Here is a 24,979-nt window from a genome sequence, read left to right as displayed (position 1 = left end):
TTCAAAGGGCCTGATCGAGCCCCAGCCGCCGCTTCAGCGCATCACGGGAGGCGGCGAGGCTGCGGCGTGCCTCCGCCTCGTCGGAGGTGGCGCGCGCGAGCGACATGGCACCGACCATTTCGGCCAGCGCGGAGGCCGCGAGCCGATCGGCATCGGCCACACCCATCGCCGACAGTGCGCGCGCGATACCTGAGCGGAAGCGCTTCATGCTCTCTTGAAAATGGACACGCGCGCCCGCGGGCAGACGGCTGACCTCACCCGACAGACCTGGCAATGGACATCCCCGGTCGGGGGTTCGCAGGAGCGCATCCGAAAGATAGGCGTCGATCAGGCTGGAAAGCCCTTCCCGCGCATCGCCGCCGCCCAGATGGCGGTCGACCAGAGCACGGCTGTCCTGGAACATGCGCTCGATCGCATGAACGACGAGGTCGTCACGCGAGGCGAAATGGGCGTAGAATCCGCCATGGGTGAGGCCGGCGCGCTTCATCAGGGCGGCGACGCCGATCCCTTCCGATCCGTGCGTGCGCATCGCCTTGGCCGCCTCATCGAGGATGCGCGCGCGGGTGCGCTCCTTGTGCGACACTTTCTCGTCCATCTCAGCTCCGTTCCTCCAGCCATCCGCCGCCCAACGCACGGACCGCCGCCACCGACGCCCGAGCGGTCTCCGCCTTCGCCATCACGAGGCGATCTTGGGCGACCAGCAAGGCACGATCGGCGTCGAGCACGTCGATCAGCGCCAGCACGCCGCCCGCATAAGCCTGGCGCGCCTGATCCCGGGCGGCGCGCAGTGCAGCGACCTCGCGCTGGCGCGCGGCGATCTCGCTCCCGCCCTCCACATAGCGGACGAGCGCCGTCTCGACCTCTCCGGTCGCTCGTAGCAAGGTTGCGCGATAGAGCGCCAGCGCCTCGGCTTCGCGTCCCCGCGCCTGCGCCACTTCGGCATCCACCCGGCCGAAGTCGAACAGGCGCCATCGCAGGCCCGCGCCGCCGCTCGCCTGCACGGCGCCGTCCGTGAACAGGTTCGACATGCCCAGACTGACTACGCCGATCAGGCCCCCAAACGAGACGCGCGGATAATGCTCCGCGATGGCAATGCCGATTCGCGCATTCGCGGCGGCGAGCCGGTGCTCGGCCGCACGAATATCGGCACGACGGCGCATCAAATCGGCTGGGTTGCTACTACCGTCAGGCGGCGGCGCGTCCGCAATGTTGGAGGAGGAGCCGAGGTCGAGCGGATCGGTCCCCGCTTGTGCTCCGATCAGCACATCCAGCCGCGCCAATTGCCCCGCCGCCGCGGCCCGGAGCGGCGACAGCGCGGCTTGCAGCCCCTGCTCCTCCCCAATCAGCCGGTTGAGCTCGCGATTCGCGACGATGCCCTGCTCGACCTTCTGTCGAACCAGATCGAGCAGGGTGCGCTCCGTTTGGAGCTGTTCGGTCGCCAGCGCGAGCCGCGCCTGCAGGCCGCGCAGCTGGAAATAGGCGTCGGCGGTTTCGGCGGCGACGCTGACCTGAACAGCGCCCGCGTCCGCGGCAGCCGCCTCCAGATCCGCACGCGCGGCCTGACGACCCCTGCGCAAGCCCCCGAACAAATCGATTTCCCACGCAGCCTGGACACCAACCTGATACAGTTCATAGCTTCGCGGAAGGGTCAGCCGGTCGGCAACGCGGCCGACCGGGGTCTCCAGTGATTGCCGCACCGTTTCGGCCGAAGCCGTTGCGTCGAGCCGCGGGAGCGAAGCCACATCGGAACCGTGGGCGGCCCCGCGGGCCTGTGCGACTCGTGCCGCCGCGGCCTCGATGTCGAGATTCTGGGCAAGGGCACGGCTGACGAGCGCTTCGAGCTTCGGGTCGCCGAATGCGCGCCACCAATCGCGCTCGGTCTCGCCGAGTGGGCTGAGGCCGGCTGCGTGGTAGGCGGGCGTCAGCGCGGCCGAGGGTGGATGATAGTCCGACCCGACGGTGCAGCCGGCGAGCAGGGAAACGCTGAGCAGAAGGGATAGGCGCAAGACTCGTCTCCTCAATGGGCCGCATCGGGTGGCGGTGGGGCGGCATTGGCCGCCGGACGGCAGAAGGGCACCATCACCAGCGCGGCGAGGAACATCCACGCCATCAGCCGGAACACGTCGTCGAACGCCAGCACCAGCGCCTCGCGCTCGACGACACGGGCGAACAGCCCCTGCGCCATCAGCAGCGCCCGCTCCGGATCCGGCGTGATCTCCGACATCCGGCGGGCAACGCCCTGGACGAGCGTTTCTGCGGTCGCACGGTCGCGCGCCATCGATTCGCCGAGCCGGAGCGCAGCGATGCGGCCATGGTCCTGCAGCAGCGTGTTGACGACGGCGATGCCGATCGCGCCGCCGAGATTGCGCATCAGGTTGAACAGGCCCGAGGCGTAGCGCAGTTCCGCCGGCGCGAAGCCGGACAGCGCCATGTTGACGCTCGGCACGATGCACAGCATCAACGCAAGCCCCCGCACGGCCTGAGGAAAGGCGAGCTCCCAGAAGCCCCACTGGCTCGTCATGTGCGAGGTCAGCCACAGGCTCCAGGAGAAGAGCAGCAGGCCCGCGGTGATCATCCAGCGCATGTCGATCCGCTGGCTGAGCGATGCTGCGAGCATCGTGCTGAACAATTGCGCGACGCCGACGACGAACACCGTCGTCCCGATCTGCAGCGAATCGAAGCCGCGTACCCGCGCGAGGTAGACGGGGATCAGGTAGATGGACGCATACATCCCGAAGCCGATCACGATCGAAAACAGACAGGCGAAGGCGAAAAGCGGCTTGCGGAACGGTGTCAGCCGGACAATCGGATTGAACGAGAAGAAGGCGCGTTCCAGGAACAGCAGGAAGGCGACGAGCGACGCCCAGGCCGCAATCGCGATACCGTGGTCGCCGAACCAGTCGTTGCGCGGTCCCTCCTCCAGCACATATTCAAGCCCGCCGAGAAAGATCGCCATCGCCGCGAAATGGCTCCAGTCGATCCGTGCGAACATCGACGGAGTCGCACGATCGACCCGGATCACCAAAGCGGCGAGGACGGTCACGATCACCCCCGGCACGATGTTGATGAAGAACAGCCATCGCCAGTCGAAGGCGCTGGTGATGAGGCCGCCGGCGGTGGGTCCGAGCGTCGGCGCGAGCACGCCGACCGTGCCGAGGATCGCCGGGATCATCGCCCGCTGCTTGCCGGAGAAGATCGTGAAGCCCACCGCAAAGACGAGCGGCACCATCGCACCGCCGGTGAAGCCCTGAAGCGCCCGGAAAGCGATCATCGACTCGATGTTCCAGCTCAGACCGCAGAACAGGCTGGAGAGCGTGAACAGGCCTGCCGAAAGCACGAACAGCCAGCGCGTCGACATTGCCAGGGCGAGATAGGCGGAGAGCGGGATCATCACCAACTCCGCCATGAGATAGGCGGTTTGCACCCAACTGACCTCGTCCGGACCGGCAGCCAAGCCGGCCTGCACCTCGCTCAGCGACGCCGAGACGATCTGAATGTCGAACAGGGCCATGAACTGGCCGAACGCCATGACGCCGAAGATCAGGAATTTCCGGGAGTCCGGCATCGCGGTCGGATCGGCGGACCAGTCCTGGCTGAGGCCGTTGAGCACTCCGATCATCGTCTCGCTTCCGCCACAACCAACATTCCTCTCGACATATGACGACTGTCATTTATATTACGCTCATCATATCATCAAGGCGTTCCGGCGAGCGCCTGCCCATGAGGGAACCAGAGGATGAGCGCGACCGGCGAGCAGGTGATCGAGCTTCGAAGGAGCAAGAACGGGGAGGATTCGCCTGCAGCGGCCGCGGAGACCGAGGCGCCTCGGGGGCGCCGGATAGCGCCCCGAACCCTGGTCGTCTCAGGCCTCGCGATTGCCGCCGCGCTTGGCGGCGCCGCCTGGATCACGGCCCCCCCGACAACGGAGTCGACGGACGACGCCTATGTTTCTGCGGACGCGACCACGGTTGCACCGAAGGTGCGCGGCCTGGTCGGTGCGGTGCTGGTCCGTGACAACCAGAATGTCCGCGCCGGCGATCCGCTCGTCCGGATCGATCCGGAGGAGTTCGATGCGCGGCTCGAAAGCGCCGACGCCGACCTCGCCAACGCCGATGCCGAAGTCGCCGCCGCCCATGCCGCTTTGGTCAGCCTGGATGCCGAGGAGCAGCTCGCCGCAGCCAATGTCACCGCGACCCGCACCAGCATCCGCGCCGCCGCGGCCGAAGCCGATCGCGCCGGCGCCGACCGGGCCCGCTACGACGCGCTCGTCGCCACCGGCGCGGTCGCCCGCCGGGACGCGGACAGCTACCGGACGACGGCGATCGGCGCCGAACAGGGCGCAGCCCGCGCGCGGGCGATGCTGGCGGTGTCGGAGCGGGAAGCCGCCGTCACCTCGGCGAAACGCGCGTCGTTGCTGGCCGCACTCCAGAAAGCCGAAGCGCAACGCCTTCGCGCGGCGGCAGCGATCGATCTCGCCCGCCAGGACCGCGGCCACACTCTGGTGCGCGCAGCCATCGACGGCGTCGTCGGCAACCGCCAGGTCCGGGTCGGCGACTATGTCCAGCCGGGGTCGCGCTTGTTGAGCCTGGTGCCGCTCCACGACCTCTACGTCACGGCCTATTTCAAGGAGACCCAGACACGGGAGATGCGCACGGGCCAGCGCGTGTCGGTGCATGTCGATGCGCTCGGACGCACCCTGGATGGCCGGGTCGAGAGCTTCGCCCCGGGCTCCGGCGCCACCTTTTCGCTGCTGCCGTTCGAGCCCGGCGCAGGCAATTTCACCAAAATCGTCCAGCGCGTGCCGGTGCGCATCCGCTTCGATCCCGGCCAGCCGGCGCTTGAATCCCTGCGGCCCGGCCTCTCCGTCACGGCGAAGGTCCGCCTTCGTCCCTGATCCCTCCCCCTCATACATTGGAGACTGTTCATGACCAAAGGCACTGCCCTCATCACCGGCGCATCGACCGGTATCGGCGCGACTTATGCCGATCGCCTCGCGAGGCGCGGCTACGACCTGATCCTCGTCGCCCGCGACGAAGCGCGGCTGGACGCTCTTGCCGAGCGCCTCCGCAGCGAAGCCGGGCGCACCATCGACGTGCTTCCCGCCGACCTCACGGATCCGGTCCAGCGCACGCGGATCGAGCAGCGCATCGACAGCGATCCCGCGCTCACCCTGTTGGTCAACAATGCCGGCATGTCGCTCGAGGGCACGCTCGCCACCTCACCGGCGGAGACGCTGGTCCGACTGGTCGCGCTCAACGTCACCGCACCCACCCTGCTCGCTGCCGCTGCCGCGCGTGCCTTCGTTTCGCGCAAAGCGGGTGCAATCATCAACCTGTCTTCGGTGCTGGCGCTCGCCCCCGAGATGTTCGACGGCACCTATAGCGCGACCAAGGCCTTCATTCTCACGCTCAGCCAGGGCCTGGCGCACGAAGTCGGCGGCAGCGGCGTCCACGTCCAGGCGGTGCTGCCGGGCGCCACCCGCACCGAGATCTGGGCACGCTCCGGCAAGGACGTCGACGCCTTCCCGCCGGAGATGGTGATGGAGGTTGGCGATCTCGTCGACGCCGCGCTCGCCGGCTTCGATCGCGGAGAGGTGGTGACCATTCCGCCGCTGCATGATGACTGGGAGTGGCAGGCGATGCAGCGCGCCCGTCTTGCCCTGGCGCCGCAGCTGTCCAGGCGCGAGGTCGCGCCGCGCTACCGTGCCCCGGCCAATGACGAGCATCATGGCGGTTTGGCAGCCGGTTGATCCGGAGCTTAAGTACGAAGGCCGAAATGCCGCTCGATCGCGGCCCGTCCGGCCACGGTGATCGTCACCGCCCGGCCCTCTGACGAACGCCGCAGCCAGGCATTTTCGGCGAACCGGCGATACAGCGCGGCGCCGACCGCACCCGCAATGTGCGGCCGGCGCTCGCTCCAGTCGAGACAGGGTCGACAGAAGGCGGTGCCGGTCCGCGCCGGCGCAAGTTCGATGCCGAGCGACCCGAGAAACTCCAGGCCGGTTCCGGTCACCGCCGCACCATCGCCGCGCAGATCGAGCTGACCGCGCGCGACCATGCGATCCGCAATGGCGACGGCCACCTCCCCGGCCAGATGATCGTAACAGAGGCGGGCGCGCCGCAAGGCGTGATCCTTGGGACCGGTGACGATCGTCTTGCGCGGGACGTGGCTCCGCAGCGTCGCGTCCAGCGCCATCAGCCCCTCCAGAGTCGCCGCGACGGCGGGGCTGGACAGCCTGAAGTAGCGATGCCGGCCTTGCCGTTCGAGTGCGAGCAGCCCGGCCTCGAGCAGACGCCCGAGGTGACCGCTCGCCGTCGCCGGCGCGACACCGGCCGCTTCCGCCAGCTCGGTCGCAGTCAGCGCTCGCCCGTCGATCAGCGAAACAAGCATCGCGGTGCGCGCCGGCTCGCCGATCAGCGCCGCGATTCCGGCAAGCGACCCGATGCTCGACATCATCTCTCCTTCGCCGCTCCATGCTACCCGGGATCGGCCGCCGATGCTTCGGCCAGCCCCGAAGCGTCTCCTCGTCGTCGGAGCCTAAGCCCCCGCCACCAGGAGGACAGCCATGATCACTTGCTTCATCCGCTACCAGCTCGATCCGCACAAGACAGAGGCGTTCGATGAATATGCCCGCAACTGGGGCCAGGCCATTCCTCGCTGCGGGGCCGATCTCATCGGCTATTTCGCACCGCACGAAGGGTCTGCGACCACCGCCTACGGCGTCTATACGGTCGACAGTCTCGCCGCCTACGAGGCCTATCGGGCACGGCTCAAGGAGAATCCGCTCGGCCGCGAAAACTACGCCTTCAGCCGCCGCGAGCGCTTCATCCAGCGGGAGGATCGCCTGTTCCTGCGGCTTGCATCAGGTCCGCATGCGCCATTGGTGCGCGCATGATAGCCGTGCTCTTCGAAGTTTGGCCGGGAGAAGCCCATGCATCAACCTATCTCGATCTCGCCGCCTCGCTCCGGCCGGAACTGGAGGCGGTCGAGGGGTTCGTCTCGATCGAGCGCTTCCAGAGCCTGGCCGAGCCCGGCAAGCTCCTCTCCCTCTCCTTCTGGCGAGACGAAGCCGCAGTGGCGGCATGGCGCAATAGCGGCGCGCATCGGGCGGTACAGGCGCAGGGCCGCGCCGGGCTGTTCCGCAATTACCGGCTCCGCATCGCCGAAGTCAGCCGCGATTATGGCCTCCACGATCGCGCTCAAGCGCCTCCGGACAGCCGCGCCAGCCACGGCTGAGCCGCACCAAAGGATACGCCCCCGCCGCTCGCGCGACAGGGGCGTCCCCGCTGGCAACTCTTGTCGGGCTCAGGCGGCGAGCGCGACCTCCGGGACCTGATCATCGAGGGTTTCCGGGGCGGAATCCTGTACCGTTGCCGCCTGCTTCTTGCGACGGAGCCAGCGGTGCGGCGTGTTCGGAACGACGAGCCGCGACAGGGCCACGACGACGCCGAGCCCGAAGTAGACGGCGATCACGCCCACCGGCTGCCACAGCAGCGACACGCCGAGCACGATCCGGAGGTAGATCGGGTTGAAGCCGAAATCCTGGCCGAGCGCCTCGCAGACGCCGAGCATCGTGTCTTCGCGGAAGAGCGTGTTGGAGTGAGTGGCTTGCATCGGGGCGGCTCCTTGGGAGTGGCAGTGATTTCTTGCCACTCCCTCAGCACGACCCGTGCCAAATCGGCCGGACGACGCATTTCCAATAGCTTAGCGTACAAGCAGGCTCCAAGCTGGACTAAGCCGCCGTGCAATCTCGCCAAATATTGGGATTCTGCGCCACTCCTGGCCCTGCTAGAAGGCAGCCCGCACGCCGAAATTGAAGCTGCGCCCATATTCGTGGATCTGGTACGGGCGTGCCTCGGTGCCCTGATAGGCGGCCTGCCGCTCGTCGAGGACGTTGGTGCCTTCGACGAAAATCTCGAACGCCGGGGTCAGCTTGACCTTGGCGCTCATGTCGAGCGTGCCCGATCCGTCCTGCACGATCGCATCGAGCGGGTTGGTGACGGCGTTGCTGCCCGGCGAGATGTTGCCATTGGTGCTGAAGTCCGAACGCCAAGTGTAGCTGAAATTCGCCTCGACCGGACCAAATTTGAAGAACGGGCTGATCGAGAAACTGGTGTCGGAGACGCCCTGCAATTGCGCCTTGACCACCCCCGCGGGCGTCTCGATCTTCGCCTCGCTGTCGGTGAAGGTCGCGCTTCCGGCGATGCCGAAACCGTAGGCAATGTCGATTGCAGCGCCGACCTCGATGCCGCTGACCTTCGCGTCGCCGATATTTTGCGGTCTGGTGATCAGGAAGTCCGCGGTGACGGTCTGGCCGGTGCGGGTGTTGAGCACGACCTGTTCGGTGCGGCCGATCGAGCCGATGAAATTCTCGATATCCTTGTGGAAGACGGCGACCGAGACGCCGCCGAATCCCTCGAAATAATATTCGAGCGAAGCGTCGAAATTGAGCGCGGTATAGGGTTTGAGATCCGGATTTCCGCCGACGCCGTTGAGGGCGGACGCGGGCCGTTCGTCGATCGCCGCCTGGCCGCGATCATAGACATCCGAGATCACCGAGCTGTTGGGCACGGTGGCGGTGCGCAGATCCGCGAGCGACGGGCGGGTCAGCGAACGTGATGCCGCGAGCCGCAGCACCAGATTGCGGGTGAGATCGAAGTTGAGGTTCAGGCTGGGCAGCCACTCGTCATACTTGCCCTCGAACCGTGCCGGCTCGATGATCGTCGTGGCGGTGCCGTTCGGCGCCGTCCCCGCCCGCAGGATGGTGCCGTCCACCTCGGTGCGGGTGGTGACGTAGCGCAGCCCCGCATTGCCGCGAAGGCCAAGGCCGTCGGCAGCGAAGTCCGCCCGCACATATCCCGCCTTGATCTTCTCGCCGATCCCATAGGATTGCTGGAGATCCTGGCCGTTGGCGACGAGGTCGTCCGACTGGGGATCGGTGCCGTCATATTCGCCGGGGAGGATGAAGGCCTCCTTGAACGCATCGCGATCGTAGCTCACCCAGCGGCCATAGAAATCGTCGATCGTCTGGTTGAACACGTTCGAAGGAACAAGCTGGTCGACGAACGATCCGTCGACGCTGACGCCCGGGCGTAGCGATACGGTGCGGTCACGCCGCTGATAGTCGCGGCTGCGGTCGGTATATTGGCCGCCGATGCTGATCTTGGAGAGCGTGAAGCCGCCGAGATCGGCTTCGAATTCGCGGCTGATGTCGAGCAACGCCGTCTTGTCGTCGTCGAGCGAGTTGGTCGGGCGGATGCGGTAACGATAGAACGGGGCTGCTCCGGCCTGGGTGAGATCGAGGTTGGTCTGGACTCGCCCGATGCGGCGCTTGCCGACCGGATCGTCACCATAGACGAGGCTGTAGACCAGGCCCGGCTGGTTGTCGGCCGTGCGCCCGTCGATCCGTTGCAGCGGAAGATCGAGGCCGCTTTCCGCCCGGGAGTAGCTGAACGATGGCGCGATCCGCCAACCGTCCGCATCATAGGTCGCGCTCGCTTGCAGGAAGAGATTTTCGTGGGTCTGCTCCGAGAATTCCGCGTTGCGGTTGACTCGTCCGCCGCGGATTTCGCCGCCATAAAGGACACCGTCCTTCACCACTGCGCTTCCGGGCACCAGCCTAGAGGCGAAATCGGCGCGCGTGCCCCATTCGAAGCTGACGCGGTCTTCCATGATCTCGTTGTTGAAGTTCGAGTAGAGCGCCTCCGCTTTGAGACGCAACGCCGGGATCGGCGCCCATTCAACCCCGCCCATCGCGCTCAGGCGGCGGCGATCCTCGCGCTCCAGGGTCGTGACGATGTCGTTGGGGACGCTGACCGTCTGCCCGGCGATGACCCGGTCGGTATAGCCGAAATGCTGGAAGCGCTCGAACTGGACCTTGCGGGTCTGGTAGGAAATGCCGCCGAGCACGCCGAAGGTGCGCGCATCGTTACGCCAGCCGCCGGACAGCGAGCCGTTCGGAGTCAGTTCCTCGGTCCGCTGCTCGTAATGGCCGAATGCGCGTGCGCTGACGAAGCTCTTGGTGTCGAGCGGACTGGCGATGCGAATGTCGACATTGCCGCCGATTCCGCCGTCGATGATGTCGGCCGTCGGCGCCTTGGTGACGACGATTCCGGAAATGAGATCGGCCGGAATGACCCGGAATTGGAACTGGCGGCCGCTCTGGTCGGAATTCCGAATATTCTCGTTGTACGCGATCGGCGCGCCGTTCAGCGTAACGTTGGCGAAGTTGGGTCCGAGGCCGCGGACCGACACGAACTGGCCTTCCCCGGCTTCCCGCGAGATCGACACGCCCGGCAGACGCTGCAGCGCTTCGGCGACGTTCACCGACGGGAAGTCGCCGATGTCGGCAGCGGAGACGGCATCGGCGATGCTGTCGGCGCGGCGCTTGATGCGCAGGGCATCGTTAAGGCTCTCGGCGAACGAGCCGGTGATGACGATCTCGGCTTCCTCGCTGGAGGCGGCGGGATCGGCCGGCGGCACCGCGGCGGCATCCGCGGTCTGGGCGGCAGCGCCCGCGGCGAAACCGAACATCGCGCAGCCGGCGAGCAGCCGCGTGGTAAGCGTCGAGCGTGTCATCTCATTCCCCCTGGAAATCGGTTGAGCCTTTCGGCCGGCGAACAGAGCCGGCGGCTCCTCTCCTGCGCCCGGCATGTCGGCGAAGCGCCGCTGCCCGGGTCGCGTCGAATGGCAGCTATCGGGAGCGCGTCGGCAGGCCGGCCATGGCGCCGAGCGCCACTTGAGATGGCGTCTGCAGAGATGGGAATGCGGCTGAGCGCGGTTTCATCTTACCCCCGGGTGTGAACGTTCACGCGTCCTAACCGGGGCTCGTGTCAGCAGCGCTGCGGACGCGTTACAGAGGCGTTGCGGTCGCGTGACGTTCTGCTGACTCTGGCACGCGAGGCGGCCGTCAGGCTTCCGCGGCGATGTTCCTCAGCGCCTGCTCGAAAGCCTCCGGCGGCTGGCCACCCGAGATGAGATAGCGCTCGTTGACGATCACGGCCGGAACGGCCGAGATTCCGCGCGATTGCCACAAGCGCTCGCCGGCGCGAACCTCGTCCGCGTACAGCCCCGATTGGAGCACCTCCGCTGCACGCGCCCTGTCGAGCCCGGCTTCACCGGCCGCCGCGACGAGTATGGCAAAGTCCGCGGGATTGAGGCCGTTGCTGAAATAGGCTGCGAACAGGGCATGCTCCAGCGCCTGCTGCCGTCCTTCCAGGCCCGCCCAATGGAGCAGCCGGTGGGCATCGAACGTGTTGTAGATCCGGCTCTCGTCCGACATCGCGATGGCGAAGCCGACATCGCCGGCACGCGCGCGTATCGTGGCGCGGTTGATCGCCGATTGCTCCGGCGTCGAGCCATATTTCCGGCCGATATGGTCGACGATGTTTTCCCCTTCCGCAGCGATGTCCGGATTGAGCTCGAAAGGGTGGAATCGGATCTGCGCGTCGACCTCGCCTTGCAGTCGCTCCAGCGCGATCTCCAATCCCCTGAGGCCGATCACGCACCAGGGGCAGACCACGTCCGAGACGAAATCAATGGTCAGGGTCCTGGACATGTCTGCTCCTCTGGTGCGCCAACGGTGCTTCGCTCACACCGGGAGCGGATTCAAGCGCGCAAAGCCCTCCTGGGTCCGATACGGGTAATAGGGATAAGCGGGCATGACGTCGCTCGCCTCATCGAGGCGGGCAATCTGGTCCGGCGCCAACGTCCAGCCGAGGGCGCCGAGATTGTCGCGCAGCTGCGCCTCGTTGCGCGCGCCGATGATCACGGACGAGATTGTCGGTCGCGCGAGCAGCCAGGCCAGCGCGACTTGGGGAACTGTCCGTCCGGTCTCGTCGGCGACGGCTCCCAACGCATCGACGACATCATAGAGACGTTCGTCGTCGACCGGCGGTCCCCATTGCGCCGTGTCGTGCAGCCGGCTGTCTTTCGGCAGGGGACGATCGCGCCCGATCTTTCCGGTCAGCCTCCCCCAGCCGAGCGGGCTCCAGACCAGCGCGCCGACCTTCTGGTCGATCGCGAGCGGCATCAATTCCCATTCATAGTCGCGGCCGACCAGAGAGTAGTAGACCTGGTGGGCAACGTAGCGCGACCAGCCATGGGAATCGGCGACGGCGAGCGACTTCATCAGCTGCCAGCCGGCGAAATTGGATGCGCCGGCATAGCGGACCTTGCCGGCGCGCACGAGGCTGTCGAGCGTCTGCAGCACCTCCTCCACAGGCGTCGCGGCGTCAAAGGCATGGAGTTGCAGCAGATCGACGTAATCGGTGCCCAGTCGCCGCAAGGCCGCATCGACGGCCCCGATCAGGCGGTGCCGCGAGGTGCCGGCATCGTTGGGACCATCCCCCATCGGCAGGCCGGTCTTGGTCGAGATGATCACCCGGTCACGCCGGCCCTTGATCGCCGCGCCGAGCACCTCTTCCGACGCGCCGGCCGAATAGACGTCGGCCGTGTCGAAGAGCGTGACCCCGGCATCGAGGCAGATGTCGATCAGCCGCCGTGCTTCGGCGGCGCCGCTATTGCCCCAGGCGGAGAAGAGCGGTCCCTGGCCGCCGAACGTGCCGGTGCCGAAGCTTAGCGCGGGGACCTTGAGTCCCGAGGCGCCGAGTGTGCGATAGTCCATAATGGGTCTCCCGTGCTGAAATGAAAAGGTCAGGCGCGTGCCGGCGTGTCCGCCTGACGGTCGCGGCGCAGGCTGGTCAGGGCGAGGCCGAGACCTCCGGCGGTGACCACCGCGCCGACCAGCGGCAAAGCGGCAAGCCCCGGCCCCCGTTCGATCGCCCAGCCGCCGAGCCAGGCACCGATCGCATTGCCGAGGTTGAACGCTGCGATGTTGAGGCTGGACGCGAGCGTCTGCCCGGCGGTCCCGGCTTCCTGAAGAACCCGCAATTGCAGCGGCGCCACCGTTGCGAACGACGCCGGACCAAGCAGCCCAACCGCAATCACTGCCGTCGCCTGGAGTTTCATCGCCGGCGCCATCACCAGCAGCACGACGATCATCATCCCGAGCGTAGCGACCAGCGCGCTCCGCAGGTTACGATCGGCGAAGCGCCCGCCGAGGAGGTTGCCCGCAGAGAGGCCTGCGCCGAACACGAGCAGGATCGGCGACACCGAGGCGATCGGGAAGCCGCTGATCTGCGTCAGCATCGGCTGGATGTAGGTGAAGACGGTGAACATCCGCCGAAGCCGAGCACGGTCATTGCCAGGGCCAGCTGGACCTGCGGCCTGGCAAGCACGGCAAGCTCGCTTCGCAGGGCTGCCGGAGCAGCATCCGCGCCGACATCGCGCGGCACGAACCGGGCAAGGATCGCAAATGCGACGACGCCGATCGCGGCCACTGCCCAGAAAGCCGCTCGCCACCCGAGCATGAGCCCGATCCAGGCACCGAACGGGACGCCGAGCAAGGTTGCGATCGTCAGTCCGGTGAACATCGTCGCGATCGCCGACGCGCGCTTCTCATTCCCGACCAGCCCGGCTGCGACCACCGAGCCGACGCCGAAGAAGGTGCCATGGGCAAGCGCGGTGAGGATTCGGGCCGCCATCAGCAACTCGTAATTGGGTGCGAGCGCGCAGGCCGCGTTGCCGATCGTAAAGATCGCCATCAGGCCAAGCAGCACGCGCTTGCGCTTCATTCGCCGCGTCGCGAGCGTGAGCATCGGCGCCCCGACGAAGACGCCGAGAGCGTAGCCGGAGATCAGCAGGCCGGCGGATGCGACCGACACCTGCATCGAGGCAGCGACCTGCAGCAGCAGGCCCATGATGATGAATTCGGTGGTGCCGATGCCGAACGCCCCGGCGGCAAGAGCGAGTACGGCAATCGGCATCGATCGTCTCCACAAGCGAAGGCGGCCGATATGGCGCAAGCCGGCGTGGTGAATTAGGCTGCATCGCGTCTCATCTTCCATGACCCGGGATCATGAATATCGCCCGCCTGGACATCAATCGCGCCGCCGAAATGGAGGTGTTCGTCCGTATCGTCGATCTTGGCGGATTCACGGCGGCAGCCCATGCCTGCGGCCTCACGCCCTCCGGCGTCAGCAAGCTGGTCTCGCGACTGGAGGCCCGGCTTGGTGCGCGCCTGCTCAACCGGACGACACGCCGTCTGACCCTCACTCCGGAAGGGCAGGCCTTCTACGCACGGGCGGCGCGAATCCTCGGCGAGATCGACGAAGCCGAGCGCGAAGCCGCCGCCGGCGCGGCACCGCGCGGCCATTTGCGGATCAACAGCAACATTCCGTTCGGCATGCGCTTTCTGATGCCGTTGATCCCGGACTTCAGCGCCTGCCATCCGGACATCACGCTCGACATCATCCTGTCCGACACGGTCATCGACCTGCTCGAAGAGCGTGCCGACGTCGCGATCCGCATCGGTCCTCTCCGCGATTCGAGCCTGATGATCCGCAAGCTCGGCAGCAGCCGCATGGTCGTAGTCGCCTCACCCGCCTATCTCGAGCGGCACGGCATGCCGGATCGGCCGGCCGACCTCGCCAGTCACAAGGGGATCGGCTGGACGTTTCCGCGGACGATCGGCGGCTGGCCGCTCCAGCTCGACGGCACGAACGAAGAGCGGCTGCCGCCGACGATCGCGCGCGCGAGTGACGGCGACGTCGCCCGCATGCTCGCGCTCGGCGGTATCGGATTGGCGAGGCTCGCACGCTTCCACGTCGGGCCCGACATCGAAGCGGGTTTGCTCGTTCCGGTGCTCGAGCGCTACAATCCCGGCGATCGAGAGGATATCCACGCCGTCTATCTCGGCGGCGCGAGTCCGCTGCCGGCCCGGGTTCGGGCGTTCGTCGACTTCGTCGCCGCGCACTGCACCCTGTCGGACGACGCCTGACGCCGCTGGGACGATCGCGCCTTCGGCTCAGAAACCCAGGCCGATGGACAGGACCAGCGCCGATCCGCCAAGTTCGCCTGCCAGATCGGAATCGACATAGGCCGCGCCGGCCCTGACCGGACCGAAGGTGGTTTCCACGCCCGCCGCCCAATCGAGATAAGGATCTCCGAAGTCGAGACTGCCGCTCGAGCGGCCGATATGCGCGTTGACGGTGAGCGGCGTCCCGGGGATCGTAGTGGAAGCATCTCCGAACAGGTACAGATTGTCCCCGCCGATCGCTTCCTGCTCCCAGGAATAGGCGGCACCGACGCCAGCCTCCACGTTCGCGAAGCTTCGTGTAAGCTTGGCGATCGCCTCGGCATAATCGCTGTTGCCCGCTGCGGCCTTGCCGTTCGGATAATGATAATAAGTGATCGAGACGTCCGCGGACATGCCCGCCGCGAGATCGCCGCTCCAGCCGCCGACCAGATCGAGTTCGACCTCGCCCATCAGATCGCTGTCCTCGATCGACGAGCCCCACGCACCGGCATAAAGGCCGCTCTCGTGGCTGATGGTGAGGCCGCCCTGCAGCGCCGGATCCTCGCCCGACAGCGATACCCCGCGAAAGCGATAGTCGGATACCAGAGCGGCGTCGCCGCTGATCGACAGCCCGCTGCCGATGCCGGCGGCAGAAGCCGATGCAGGGAGGATCAAGGCGGCGGCGGCGCAAGCGACGGAGAGGAGGTGAACGAAGCGCATCATGATCCAGATTTCGTTTGATATTCAGGCGTTATAGGATGGGGCAGCGGCGCCGAGGCGGGTTCCGGCCCATTTCCGGTCGAGCAAACGTCCTGGCATCCGGTATCCGCACGTTCCCGCAATCGGCATTCGACTGGTAATTCCGGCCGGCAGCCCCACATAAGAGCGATCGACGGCCTAAATTCGAGCGCCGGCGGCTGAGAGACGACGTGCTCCCGCTCATCCAGCAGGAGGATCACATGTCATCACGTCTTCAGACGGCAGCAGCACCGACCGCCTCGGGGATGGCTCGGGCCATTCCCCACCGCAACAAACCGCCGCAGGACACGTCGGCAGGATGCTTCACCCTGGCCGAGGCCGATCGTGCCCGGGCGACGGGAATGAACACTGCGCACGGACGCGACAAATATTCCAGCAGCGCGGCGGCGTGGACCTCACGCGCCGAGTTGCTCGCGCGCCTGGAGACCGGCAGCGCGCGAACGATGGGGGTGCTTGAATGCGCCTGACGGGATCGACTCTTCTGCTCGCCCTGGCGCTGCTGGGCGCATGTTCCGACGACACGCCGCCTCAGCCCAAGCCCGGTGCAATGGAGCGCTTCGTCGCCGAGCAGGATCGCAACGAATCGGTCAAGCAGGAGCACGGGAAGGCCGCAGCCGAAGCACGTGGCCGCGATCAGGCCGACGAAAGCATGGCGCGACAAGAGCAGTTCGAGCGCAACGCGCACTGACCCGCACGGGGCGACAGGCTCAGGCGGGGTCGGGAGCCTTGTCCAGCAACAGATCGAAGCAGTCGGGAAAGCTTTCGCAAACCGGTCGGCGCGAGGCCAGGCCGTGCGGCGGGACGGCGGGTGCGGGTGGCGGCGCTGCCGGCATGCTCCGCCGCGAGACGTTCGGTTTATCCACCACCATGTTGTTGACGACCGCCCCGACATAGGTGCCGTCGAGCCGGTAAGCCTTTTCCGCGAACACCCGCCCGATCGGTTTGCCGTCGAGAGCGTAGATGTGACCGCTCAACCTGAAGCCCTGCGGCTGCCCGTCACTCGTGTAGATGCAATCCGCCATGCGCGCGGTGTAGGCGCGCATGGCGGGCGACGGCAATGGCGGAAAAGCCGAAGAGGCGGGCGAGGAAGCCCGCGGTCGTCGCCTCACTCGGAGGCGAGCGCAGGACCGGCGCGGCGCCAGCGATCCGGGGAACGATCGAACGCGGCGCCCGGCGTCAGCGGATCGGCAGCTCGAACGGACCCGGCGGGAGGCTCGCCTCGTCGTAAAGGTTGGTGATCGGCGTGTCGGCCCAGCCGTAGCGGACACGGGTGGCAGGCTTGCCGTCGTCCGTGATCCGCACGTTCGCGCCCTCCGGCACAGCCTCGGCGAAACGGCAGCTCTCCTGGGTGTCGCCGCACAGTTCGAAGGCGAGGGCACGCGTACCGCTCCACGGGACCAGCCTGCCGGTGACCCCGGTGAATACGACGAGGATGCCGTTGGCGCCTCGCTCCGCCGCAGCGGCGGCGGGACCGACGGGTTCCGGCTTGCCGTACGCGACGTTCCGGGCTGCGCGCGCAAGCCGGCGGCCGACTTCCTGCTTGTTGGCGGGGTGAATGTCCTGCCGCTCGCCAAGGTCCATCGCGACCACGAGAGCCGCGTGGCGGTCGCGCTCGACTCCGACGCGCTGCTGCTCGCGCAGCTCGGCCCAGCCGCTCGCACGCGGCGTGGGCTGCGGCGGCCCGTAATTGGCGAGGCTGACGACCAGGAACGGCAATTGCGGGTCGCGGAACTGCTTGCGCCAGCTCGCCATCAGCGCGCCAAGCTTGTCGGCGTAAGGCTTGTTGTTGGCGACGTCGCTCTCGCCCTGGTACCAGGCCGCGCCCTTGAGGCCGAGCGGCCCGAGCGGGGCGATCATCGCATTGTAGATGAGCGAGGCCCCGGCATTGCTGTCCCAGGGCGGCCGCGGCGGATCGACGACGCCTGCAGGAGACAGCGCATAGTCCCAGTCGCTTCCGAGTGCTTTGGTCTCGCCCCCCTGAATGGCGAGGCTGAGCAACTCGGCCGGTCCCTGAAAGCCGCCGAAGCCCCAGCTGTCCGAGATTGCGATCAGGATTTCGTTCTCGCCCGCCTTGAGCAGGCGCGCCGGCAATTCGTAGCGGCGCTTCAAGTTCCAGCCGAAGCTGTTGCCGATGGCGACTCCGTTGACGAAGGTCTGATCGGCATCGTCGACGACGCCCAGCGAGAGGACGGCGCCCTTCTTCGCTTCCTCGGCGGTAAGCGCGACCTTGCGGCGCGCCCAGACGAGCCCGTCATGATTGCGGAGCGCAGTGTCGCCCCAGCTCTCCCAGTAAGACACGGACGGCATCGGCTTCCACGACAACAGCGAGGAATCGCGCCACGGCGCGTTGCCGACCCGCTCCGTCCACCATGACGTCCAGCGCTCGCCGAAGCGGCGATTGGCTTCGAGCGGATCGCGCTGGAACAGCGCCAGCAGGCCGGCATTTGACTTTTCGAACGGCTGCGCGCTCTCGAGATCGATCCACGGCGCGATCTGGGTGCCGCCCCAGCTCGAATGAATTGCGCCGATCGGCACGTTCTCCGATGCCCGCAGATCCTTGGCCATGAAGAAGCATGCGGCCGAGAATCCGGGCAGGCTCTGTTTGGTCGCGACCGACCAGCCGATCGGATTTCCGAATTGCGCCATCGGCGCCAGCGCGGTGCGCCGCGACACCGTCATCAGGCGGAGCTGCGGGTCTTCGCCGTTGGCGATCTCGGTGCCCGAGGCGAGCGTGCGCTCCAGCGGATATTCCATGTTGGATTGGCCCGAGCAAAGCCAGACGTCGCCGATCAGGATGTCGGATGCGCTCGCTGTGGTGCCCTTGCCGGCGGCGCTGAGCGTGTACGGCCCGCCGGCGGCCATCTTCGGAAGCTCTGCGCGCCAGGCGCCGCTGCGGTCGGCCGTTGCCGTGCCACGCGCACTGCCGATCGTGACGGTGACCTTCTCTCCCGGATCCGCACGCCCCCAGAGGAGGATCGGCTTGTCCCGCTGGAGCACGGCGTGATCCGAGAAGACCGGGTCCAGCACCGGCGCGGCAAGCACCGCAGCCGGCATCGCCGCGCCGGCAAGAAGGAGCGAAGCAAGGCGTCTGATCATCATGGCCTCCGGCCGGGTCAGAGGGCGATGAGCGATCCGGGAAGTCCGGCGATGTCGAGCCGAACGGCGAACAGGCTGCCCGCCTCCGGCTGCTCGGCAAGCGCCTCGGGCTTGAGGCCCTGCTGCGCCGAAGTGGCGAACAGGGTCTTGAGGTCCGGTCCGCCGAACGCGACCTTGGTGATATTGGACGTCGGAAAGCGGACGCGGCCGATCAGCTCGCCGGCGGGCGAATAACGCCGCGCCTCCCAGCCGAAATAGAGACCGACCCAGACGCAGCCTTCGGAATCCACGGTCGGCCCGTCCGGAAAGCCTTCGCCTTCGGGAATGCGCACGAACGGCCGCGACGGGCCGAGCGTCCCATCCTCGGCGACATCGCAAGCCTGGATGGTCTGGGCGAGGGTGTCGACATGGTAGAGCGTCCGCCCATCGGGCGAGTGAACGGGCCCATTGGTGATGGTGATCTTCGGCAGTTCGGCCTGGACATGCTGCCCGCCCTCGAAGCGATAGAAGCAGCCCGTCGGCGATTCTTCGTGATTGTCCATGGTTCCGAACCACAGCCGGCCCGAAGGATCGACGGTGCCGTCGTTGATCCGGTTGCCCGGCAGATGCGCCTCGACGTCAACGATCTTCGAGAAAGCACCGGTCGCTTCATCGAACCGGTGGAGGCCGCTCTGCATGCCGGCGACGAAACCGCCGGTTTGGGCCGGCAGCAGGAAGCCGATCTGCTCCGGCGCGTCCCAGCTCGTCTTGTCGCCGGACGCCGGATCGAAGCGGTGGATCTTCTGCCGCTTGATGTCGACGAACCACAGGGCCCGATCGCGCTCGACCCACACCGGGCCCTCGCCGAGCTCCGCGCCGGCGCTCCAGACCGCTTCCGGCCGCAGCTCCTCGAGCCCGCTCATCTCAGCGCCACCCGGCGTCGACGAAATATTCGTGGCCGGTAATCAGCCGCGCATCATCGGAGGCGAGGAACATCACCAGGGCCGCCACGTCTTCCGGCACTAGGCGGCCTTTAAGACATTGCGCATCGACGATCTCCTGCTCACCCTCCGGCGTATACCATTTGAGCTGGCGCGGAGTCCGCACGTTGCCCGGTACGACGCAGGTGACTCGGATGCCGTCTTCGCCGAGCTCGCGCGCGAGCGATCGGGTCAGCCCTTCGATGGCCGCCTTCGCCGTCTGGTACAGGGTCAGTTCGGGCAGCCCGAGATGCCAGGAAATCGATCCGAGATTGACGATCGCTCCGCCTTTCTTCTCGCGCATGCCCGGGATGACCGATTGGGCCGCGAAGAAGAGATGCTTCAGATTGACGTTGAAGCGATTGTCCCAATATTCCTCGGTGACCTCGTCGACCGTGTGGCGATCGTCGTTCGCGGCGTTGTTGACGAGCACGTCGAAGCTGCCGCCCTCCGCGATCAATCGGGCGATAGTCGACTGCACTGACGTGATGTCGGTGATGTCCACCCGCTCGAAACGGGCGCCGAATTGCGCGGCGATCGCGCGGCTGTCCTCCTCGGCGATGTCGAAGAAGGTGACGTCCGCCCCCTGCCGCGCAAAGCCCTCGACGATGCCGGCGCCGATGCCGGATCCGCCGCCGGTGATAAGAACGCGCTTGCCCCTCAAGCTGGGGTAATTTGCGCGCATATCGCTACCTTGGGTCACTGCTCCTCCCCGATCGTCTGTTCTGTCGTTTCGTAAAGTCAGGCGGCCGATTGGCCGCCGCCGGTGAGGCCGCGCGACGCGAGATTGCGCATCAGCGCGCGCACTCCGAACGTCCAGGGCGGCGCCGCCTTCGATGTCGTCACCCGGTTGAGCAAGGCGCCGAGCTTCGGTGTCGAGATGCGGACGAGATCGCCCATTTTGTGGGTAAAGCCGCGGCCGGGCTCGTCGCGGTCCTGGACGGGCGCAAACAGGGTTCCGAGGAACAGGGTGAAGCCATCCGGATAATGATGCTCGCTCTGCGCCTGTCGGATCAATTCTTCGGGATCGCGGCTGATCTCGCGCATCGTGCTGACGCCTTCGAGGCGAAAATTGTCCCGGCCCTCGACGACCAGTTCGACCACGGCATTGCGGACGTCGTCCATCGTGAACGAAGCATCGAACAGGCGGACGAACGGTCCGATCGAGCAGGACGCATTATTGTCCTTCGCCTTGCTGAGCAGCAGGGCGCTTCGTCCCTCGAAATCGCGCAGATTGACGTCGTTACCGAGCGTCGCACCGACGGCACGCCCGTTCTTGTCGGCGACCAGCACGACCTCCGGCTCGGGATTGTTCCAGGTCGAATCGGACCGCACGCCGATCTCGCCGCCCCAGCCGACGGTCGAAAGCACCGGCGACTTGGTGAAGATCTCGGCGTCGGGGCCGATCGCCACCTCGAGATATTGCGACCACATGCCGTCCTCGATCAAGGCGGCCTTGAGACGCATCGCATCTTCGGAGCCCGGGACGACGGAGCGGATGCCGCCGCCGATCCGGGCTTCCAGCCCTTCGCGGATGCCGGCTGCGCGATCCGAGTCGCCGCGCGCCCGCTCCTCGATGACGCGCTCGACGGCGGAGACGGCGAAGGTGACGCCCGCAGCCTTCACCACCTGCAGGTCGATCGGCGAGAGCAGATAGGCTCCCGGCTCGGATGCCGCGACTCGGTCGATCAGTTCCTCGAGCGGAAACAGGCGGCGGCCTTCGGTTGCCGCCGGATCGGCGCGGTCGAACAGGTCCGACACGGTCGGCGCGGCTTGCGAAACGTCGAACACCTCGCCGCCACGAATCAGGATCGGAGTCGGTCCGTCCTCGAGCATCAGGCGCCCGGCCAGCACAGCGGACTCCAGGTCCGTCGGCAGCATTGCCGCCGAGAATGTCTGTTCCATGCCTCTCCCTCGCATCGCAGTCTTGTGGTAGCGCTACCAATCGGCGCGGGAACCCACTAAAGTCAAGCCGCTCGCCGCCGCCGAGCCCAGGCATTTTTTCGCCGAGGCTCGGCGGCGGTGTCACAACACACGAAAAGGGGAAATCCTGAATGAAGAAGAGCGTCATCGCCTTCGCCCTCGCCGCATCGATGCTCGCGCTCTCGACGAGCGCAACCGGCCTCGCCGCGCCCGCGGCCAACCGGCCGTGGATGAACACCGCGCTGACGCCGGAGCAGCGCACCGAAGCGGTGCTCGCAAAGATGACGCGCGAGGAGAAGTTGCGGCTCGTCTTCGGCTATTTCGGCACGGATTTCGAACCCAAGAAGTATAAGGCGCCCAAGGAAGTGCGCTACGGATCGGCCGGCTACGTGCCGGGGATCCCGCGCCTCGGCATCCCCCCGCAATGGCAGACCGACGCCGGCATCGGCGTCGCCACCCAGGGCAGTGCGCCGACCAAGCGCGAACGCACCGCTCTCCCCTCTGGCATGGCCACGGCCGCGACCTGGAACCCGGATCTCGCCTTTCAGGGCGGCGCGATGATCGGCCGCGAGGCACGCCAATCCGGATTCAACGTCATGCTTGCGGGCGGCGTGAACCTCGTCCGCGATCCGCGCAACGGACGCAATTTCGAATATGGCGGTGAGGATCCCCTGCTCGCCGGGATCATGGTGGGAGCCCAGATCGCGGGCATTCAGTCGAACAACATCATATCGACCGTGAAGCATTATGCGATCAACGATCTCGAGACCGGACGCGACTATCATGATGCGCGGATCGATCCGACCGCGGCGCGGATGTCCGACCTGCTCGCATTTCAGATCGCCATCGAGAAGTCCGATCCCGGATCGGTGATGTGCGCCTACAACCGGGTCAACGGCCTCTACGCCTGCGAAAATCCGTGGCTGCTCACCGACGTGCTGCGCAACGATTGGGGCTGGAAGGGCTTCGTGATGTCCGACTGGGGCGCGACCCACAGCACGGTGCAGGCGGCGAATACCGGCCTCGACCAGCAATCGGGCCATCCGTTCGACAAGGCGCCCTATTTCGACAAGCCGCTGCGGGATGCCGTCCGCAACGGCGAGGTGTCGGAGCGCCGTCTTACTGAAATGGCCGGCCGGATCCTCTACGCGATGTTCGACAACGGGGTCGTCGACCATCCGGTGAAGGAAGAGCCGATCGATCTCGCCGCCCATGCGGCGGTCACCCGTGCCGATGCCGAACAGGGCGCAGTGCTGCTCAAGAATGGAGGGCGAATCCTGCCGCTCAAGGCCGACACCAAAAAGATCGTCGTCATCGGCGGCTATGCCGATCGCGGCGTGCTGTCGGGCGGCGGCTCCTCGCAGACTTATCCGGCGGGTGGAAATGCGGTGCCGGATCTCGAGCCCAAGACCTGGCCGGGGCCGGTCGTCTACTATCCCAACGCGCCGCTCGCCGCGATCCGCGCTCAGGCGCCGAACGCGCAGGTGACATTCGTCGACGGCCGCGATCCGGCGGCGGCCGCACGTGCCGCCGCGGAGGCGGACGTCGCCCTGGTGTTCGTCACCCAGTGGGCCAGCGAATCGATCGACGCCTCGATGACCCTGCCCGACAACCAGGATGCGCTGGTCTCGGCGGTCGCCGCGGCCAATCCGAAGACGGTGGCGATTCTCGAGACCGGCGGTCCGGTGCTGATGCCCTGGGCGGACCGCGTCGCCGGCATCCTAGAGGCCTGGTACCCGGGCACGGCCGGCGGCGACGCCATCGCCAACCTGCTGTTCGGCAAGGTCAATCCCTCGGGCAAGCTCCCCGTCACCTTCCCGCGCGACGAGACTCAGCTGCCGAGGCAGGTTCGCCCCGGCACCGGCCTCGCCCAGAACGAGATGTTCGCGATCGACTATTCGGAAGGCGCGGCGATCGGCTACAAATGGTTCGACAAGAACGGTCTCGAGCCGCTCTTCCCGTTCGGCCACGGCCTGTCCTACACGGACTTCGACTATGGCCGCCTGCAGGCTGACGCGGCAAGCGGCGATCTGACGGTCAGCTTCCGGGTCAAGAACGACGGCAAGCGCCAGGGCATGGACGTGCCCCAGCTCTACGTCGCGCCGGTCGCCGGCGGCTGGGAAGCACCGCAGCGCCTCGCCGGCTTCAAGAAGGTCGATCTGGCGCCGGGCGCCGACACGATGGTCTCGGTCAGCGTGGATCCCCGCCTGCTCGCCACCTGGGACGAAGCCGGCAAGCAGTGGAAGATCGCCGGCGGCCAGTACAAGGTGATGCTCGGCACCTCCTCCCGTGACGTCAAGGAGACCGTGACCGTGCAGATCCCGGAGCGCATTCTTCCGGCGAGCTGGCGGCCAGCCGCCTGAGGCGCCGAAGGGGCCGTTCGCTGAGTCGGACGGCCCCCTTCGAGCTCAGATCGCGATGCGGCGCCGCTCCCGCGCGCTCTCCCGCGCCAATTCGATGATCCGAAGCGCCGCGCGTGCGTCCGCCGGCTCGACCGGCACCGGCGAACCGTCGCACAGGGCGGCGGCAACCTGCTCGTAGAATGCGACGTAGCGCCCGGGCTGCGCCGGTATCCGTTCCTCTGCCCCGTCAGCACCGGTGAAGGTCGCGTAGAGGTCCGGACCCTCTTCGCCGAAGCCGGGTGACCGAGGATCGATGCCCGCCTTGAGGGCTGCTTCCTGCGGGTCGAGGCCGTATTTCACCAGCGCGCCGCCGGTGCCGTAAACGGCGAAGCGCGGCCGCGGCGCGGCGATCAGGGTTGCCGCCGACAGATTGACGCGCAGCCGCCCGTAATGAAGCGTCAGCCGGAAATAATCGTCGACCTCGGCGTCTGATCGCTGCGCGCCGATGTCCGCGGTGAGCGCTTCCGGCGTTCCGAACAGCTGCAGCGCCTGATCGATCAAATGCGCGCCAAGATCGAAGAACAGCCCGGCGCCCTCTGCCGGCGTCTCGCGCCAGCCCGGCTTGATCGCCGGTCGGAAGCGATCCCAATGCGCTTCGAACAAGGCGATCTCGCCGAGCCGGCCGCTGCGCACTGCGTCCTTCACCGTCAGATAATCGCCGTCCCAGCGGCGATTCTGGAAGACGGTGAGCATTCGTTTCTGCTCCGCGGCAAGCGCGATCAGCCCCACTGCCTCGGCCGAGGTCACGGTCAGCGGCTTGTCGACGACGACATGCTTGCCGGCACGCAAGGCGGTTTCGGCGAGCGGATAATGGCTCCGGTTGGGAGTCGCGATCACGACGACATCGATGGCGGGGTCGGCGATCAACGCCGCCGCCTCGGCCGAACCTGCAATGGCTGCCAGCTCGAATTCGGGGACTGCGCGGATCAACGGTGCATGGAAAACAGTGCCGGCCATACCGCGGCCGATCAAACCAACTCGTA

Annotated in this window: 25 protein-coding genes; 8 read left to right on the top strand and 17 right to left on the bottom strand. The window is 66.9% G+C overall.

The window, feature by feature from the left end:
• Position 1 precedes the first annotated feature (1 nt).
• From C7I55_RS18665 to C7I55_RS18655, 3 genes are read right to left on the bottom strand one after another with little or no spacing between them, the layout of a single operon-like run.
• Positions 2-595 (bottom strand): TetR/AcrR family transcriptional regulator, encoded by a 594-nt coding sequence (locus C7I55_RS18665; protein ID WP_106514526.1) that lies wholly within the window; start codon positions 593-595, stop codon positions 2-4.
• A 1-nt stretch (position 596) separates the two neighbouring features.
• Positions 597-2,006: an efflux transporter outer membrane subunit gene (locus C7I55_RS18660; protein ID WP_158266495.1), complete on the bottom strand. Its 1,410-nt coding sequence runs from the start codon at positions 2,004-2,006 to the stop codon at positions 597-599.
• 11 nt (positions 2,007-2,017) lie between these two features.
• Complete coding sequence (locus C7I55_RS18655) at positions 2,018-3,619, bottom strand: DHA2 family efflux MFS transporter permease subunit (protein WP_199192912.1); 1,602 nt, start codon at positions 3,617-3,619, stop codon at positions 2,018-2,020.
• A 117-nt stretch (positions 3,620-3,736) separates the two neighbouring features.
• Here C7I55_RS18655 and C7I55_RS18650 point away from each other — a divergent pair, with 117 nt between their 5' ends.
• Both C7I55_RS18650 and C7I55_RS18645 read left to right on the top strand, forming a co-directional pair.
• A complete protein-coding gene (locus C7I55_RS18650) occupies positions 3,737-4,894 on the top strand; it encodes an HlyD family secretion protein (RefSeq protein WP_106514524.1) in 1,158 nt (385 codons plus the stop codon).
• Between the two features lie 30 nt (positions 4,895-4,924).
• Positions 4,925-5,749 (top strand): SDR family NAD(P)-dependent oxidoreductase, encoded by an 825-nt coding sequence (locus C7I55_RS18645; protein ID WP_106514523.1) that lies wholly within the window; start codon positions 4,925-4,927, stop codon positions 5,747-5,749.
• 8 nt (positions 5,750-5,757) lie between these two features.
• Here C7I55_RS18645 and C7I55_RS18640 read toward each other — a convergent pair whose 3' ends face one another.
• The gene (locus tag C7I55_RS18640; RefSeq protein WP_106514670.1) at positions 5,758-6,453 is read right to left on the bottom strand and encodes an ArsR/SmtB family transcription factor; all 696 of its coding nucleotides are present in this window, start codon (positions 6,451-6,453) and stop codon (positions 5,758-5,760) included.
• Positions 6,454-6,565: 112 nt separating this feature from the next.
• Here C7I55_RS18640 and C7I55_RS18635 point away from each other — a divergent pair, with 112 nt between their 5' ends.
• Together C7I55_RS18635 and C7I55_RS18630 are read left to right on the top strand one after the other, a co-directional pair.
• Positions 6,566-6,895, top strand: coding sequence for an NIPSNAP family protein (locus C7I55_RS18635; protein ID WP_106514522.1), 330 nt, complete (start codon positions 6,566-6,568; stop codon positions 6,893-6,895).
• Positions 6,892-7,236 (top strand): antibiotic biosynthesis monooxygenase family protein, encoded by a 345-nt coding sequence (locus C7I55_RS18630; protein WP_106514521.1) that lies wholly within the window; start codon positions 6,892-6,894, stop codon positions 7,234-7,236. The genes C7I55_RS18635 and C7I55_RS18630 overlap by 4 nt, the downstream gene beginning before the upstream one ends.
• Positions 7,237-7,305: 69 nt before the next feature.
• Here the strand turns inward: C7I55_RS18630 and C7I55_RS18625 are convergent, their stop codons facing one another.
• From C7I55_RS18625 to C7I55_RS28980, 6 genes are all read right to left on the bottom strand, one after another.
• The gene (locus C7I55_RS18625; RefSeq protein ID WP_106514520.1) at positions 7,306-7,614 is read right to left on the bottom strand and encodes a PspC domain-containing protein; all 309 of its coding nucleotides are present in this window, start codon (positions 7,612-7,614) and stop codon (positions 7,306-7,308) included.
• Positions 7,615-7,788: 174 nt separating this feature from the next.
• Positions 7,789-10,578 carry a TonB-dependent receptor gene (locus C7I55_RS18620; protein ID WP_106514519.1) on the bottom strand — a complete coding sequence of 930 codons (2,790 nt, stop codon included), beginning with the start codon at positions 10,576-10,578 and terminating at the stop codon, positions 7,789-7,791.
• Positions 10,579-10,909: 331 nt separating this feature from the next.
• The gene (locus tag C7I55_RS18615; RefSeq protein WP_106514518.1) at positions 10,910-11,557 is read right to left on the bottom strand and encodes a DsbA family oxidoreductase; all 648 of its coding nucleotides are present in this window, start codon (positions 11,555-11,557) and stop codon (positions 10,910-10,912) included.
• 33 nt (positions 11,558-11,590) lie between these two features.
• A complete protein-coding gene (locus C7I55_RS18610) occupies positions 11,591-12,625 on the bottom strand; it encodes an aldo/keto reductase (protein ID WP_106514517.1) in 1,035 nt (344 codons plus the stop codon).
• 29 nt (positions 12,626-12,654) lie between these two features.
• Positions 12,655-13,179 (bottom strand): MFS transporter, encoded by a 525-nt coding sequence (locus C7I55_RS28985; protein WP_233222291.1) that lies wholly within the window; start codon positions 13,177-13,179, stop codon positions 12,655-12,657.
• On the bottom strand, positions 13,143-13,826 hold the full coding sequence (locus C7I55_RS28980) for an MFS transporter (RefSeq protein ID WP_233222290.1): 684 nt from the start codon (positions 13,824-13,826) through the stop codon (positions 13,143-13,145). The genes C7I55_RS28985 and C7I55_RS28980 overlap by 37 nt, the downstream gene beginning before the upstream one ends.
• 92 nt (positions 13,827-13,918) lie before the next feature.
• On the opposite strand from C7I55_RS28980, the gene C7I55_RS18600 reads away from it, so the two are divergent.
• Positions 13,919-14,839 (top strand): LysR family transcriptional regulator, encoded by a 921-nt coding sequence (locus C7I55_RS18600; RefSeq protein WP_233222289.1) that lies wholly within the window; start codon positions 13,919-13,921, stop codon positions 14,837-14,839.
• A gap of 27 nt (positions 14,840-14,866) precedes the next feature.
• On the opposite strand, the gene C7I55_RS18595 is transcribed toward C7I55_RS18600, so the two are convergent.
• A complete protein-coding gene (locus C7I55_RS18595; RefSeq protein WP_106514516.1) occupies positions 14,867-15,580 on the bottom strand; it encodes a TorF family putative porin in 714 nt (237 codons plus the stop codon).
• A 236-nt stretch (positions 15,581-15,816) separates the two neighbouring features.
• On the opposite strand from C7I55_RS18595, the gene C7I55_RS18590 reads away from it, so the two are divergent.
• Positions 15,817-16,083 carry a hypothetical protein gene (locus tag C7I55_RS18590; protein ID WP_106514515.1) on the top strand — a complete coding sequence of 89 codons (267 nt, stop codon included), beginning with the start codon at positions 15,817-15,819 and terminating at the stop codon, positions 16,081-16,083.
• Complete coding sequence (locus C7I55_RS18585) at positions 16,074-16,304, top strand: hypothetical protein (RefSeq protein WP_106514514.1); 231 nt, start codon at positions 16,074-16,076, stop codon at positions 16,302-16,304. Before C7I55_RS18590 ends, C7I55_RS18585 begins: the two co-directional genes overlap by 10 nt.
• A 19-nt stretch (positions 16,305-16,323) precedes the next feature.
• Here C7I55_RS18585 and C7I55_RS18580 read toward each other — a convergent pair whose 3' ends face one another.
• From C7I55_RS18580 to C7I55_RS18560, 5 genes are all read right to left on the bottom strand, one after another.
• Complete coding sequence (locus C7I55_RS18580; protein ID WP_106514513.1) at positions 16,324-16,659, bottom strand: 4-fold beta flower protein; 336 nt, start codon at positions 16,657-16,659, stop codon at positions 16,324-16,326.
• Between the two features lie 133 nt (positions 16,660-16,792).
• Complete coding sequence (locus C7I55_RS18575; protein ID WP_146151073.1) at positions 16,793-18,712, bottom strand: sialate O-acetylesterase; 1,920 nt, start codon at positions 18,710-18,712, stop codon at positions 16,793-16,795.
• Between the two features lie 17 nt (positions 18,713-18,729).
• Complete coding sequence (locus C7I55_RS18570; protein ID WP_106514511.1) at positions 18,730-19,614, bottom strand: SMP-30/gluconolactonase/LRE family protein; 885 nt, start codon at positions 19,612-19,614, stop codon at positions 18,730-18,732.
• Position 19,615: 1 nt separating this feature from the next.
• On the bottom strand, positions 19,616-20,356 hold the full coding sequence (locus tag C7I55_RS18565) for an SDR family NAD(P)-dependent oxidoreductase (protein WP_106514510.1): 741 nt from the start codon (positions 20,354-20,356) through the stop codon (positions 19,616-19,618).
• A 56-nt stretch (positions 20,357-20,412) separates the two neighbouring features.
• Entirely contained in the window at positions 20,413-21,576 is a 1,164-nt protein-coding gene (locus tag C7I55_RS18560; RefSeq protein ID WP_106514509.1) for a fumarylacetoacetate hydrolase family protein, read from the bottom strand.
• 149 nt (positions 21,577-21,725) lie between these two features.
• On the opposite strand from C7I55_RS18560, the gene C7I55_RS18555 reads away from it, so the two are divergent.
• Positions 21,726-23,957, top strand: coding sequence for a beta-glucosidase family protein (locus C7I55_RS18555; RefSeq protein WP_106514508.1), 2,232 nt, complete (start codon positions 21,726-21,728; stop codon positions 23,955-23,957).
• A 45-nt stretch (positions 23,958-24,002) separates the two neighbouring features.
• Here C7I55_RS18555 and C7I55_RS18550 read toward each other — a convergent pair whose 3' ends face one another.
• Entirely contained in the window at positions 24,003-24,968 is a 966-nt protein-coding gene (locus tag C7I55_RS18550) for a Gfo/Idh/MocA family oxidoreductase (protein WP_269845225.1), read from the bottom strand.
• Positions 24,969-24,979: the final 11 nt, after the last annotated feature.

The sequence above is a fragment of the Allosphingosinicella deserti genome, assembly GCF_003012735.1.
Lineage (GTDB): Bacteria > Pseudomonadota > Alphaproteobacteria > Sphingomonadales > Sphingomonadaceae > Allosphingosinicella > Allosphingosinicella deserti.
The sequence above is the reverse complement of the archived record's forward strand: the minus strand, read 5'-3'. Positions and strand labels throughout refer to the sequence as shown.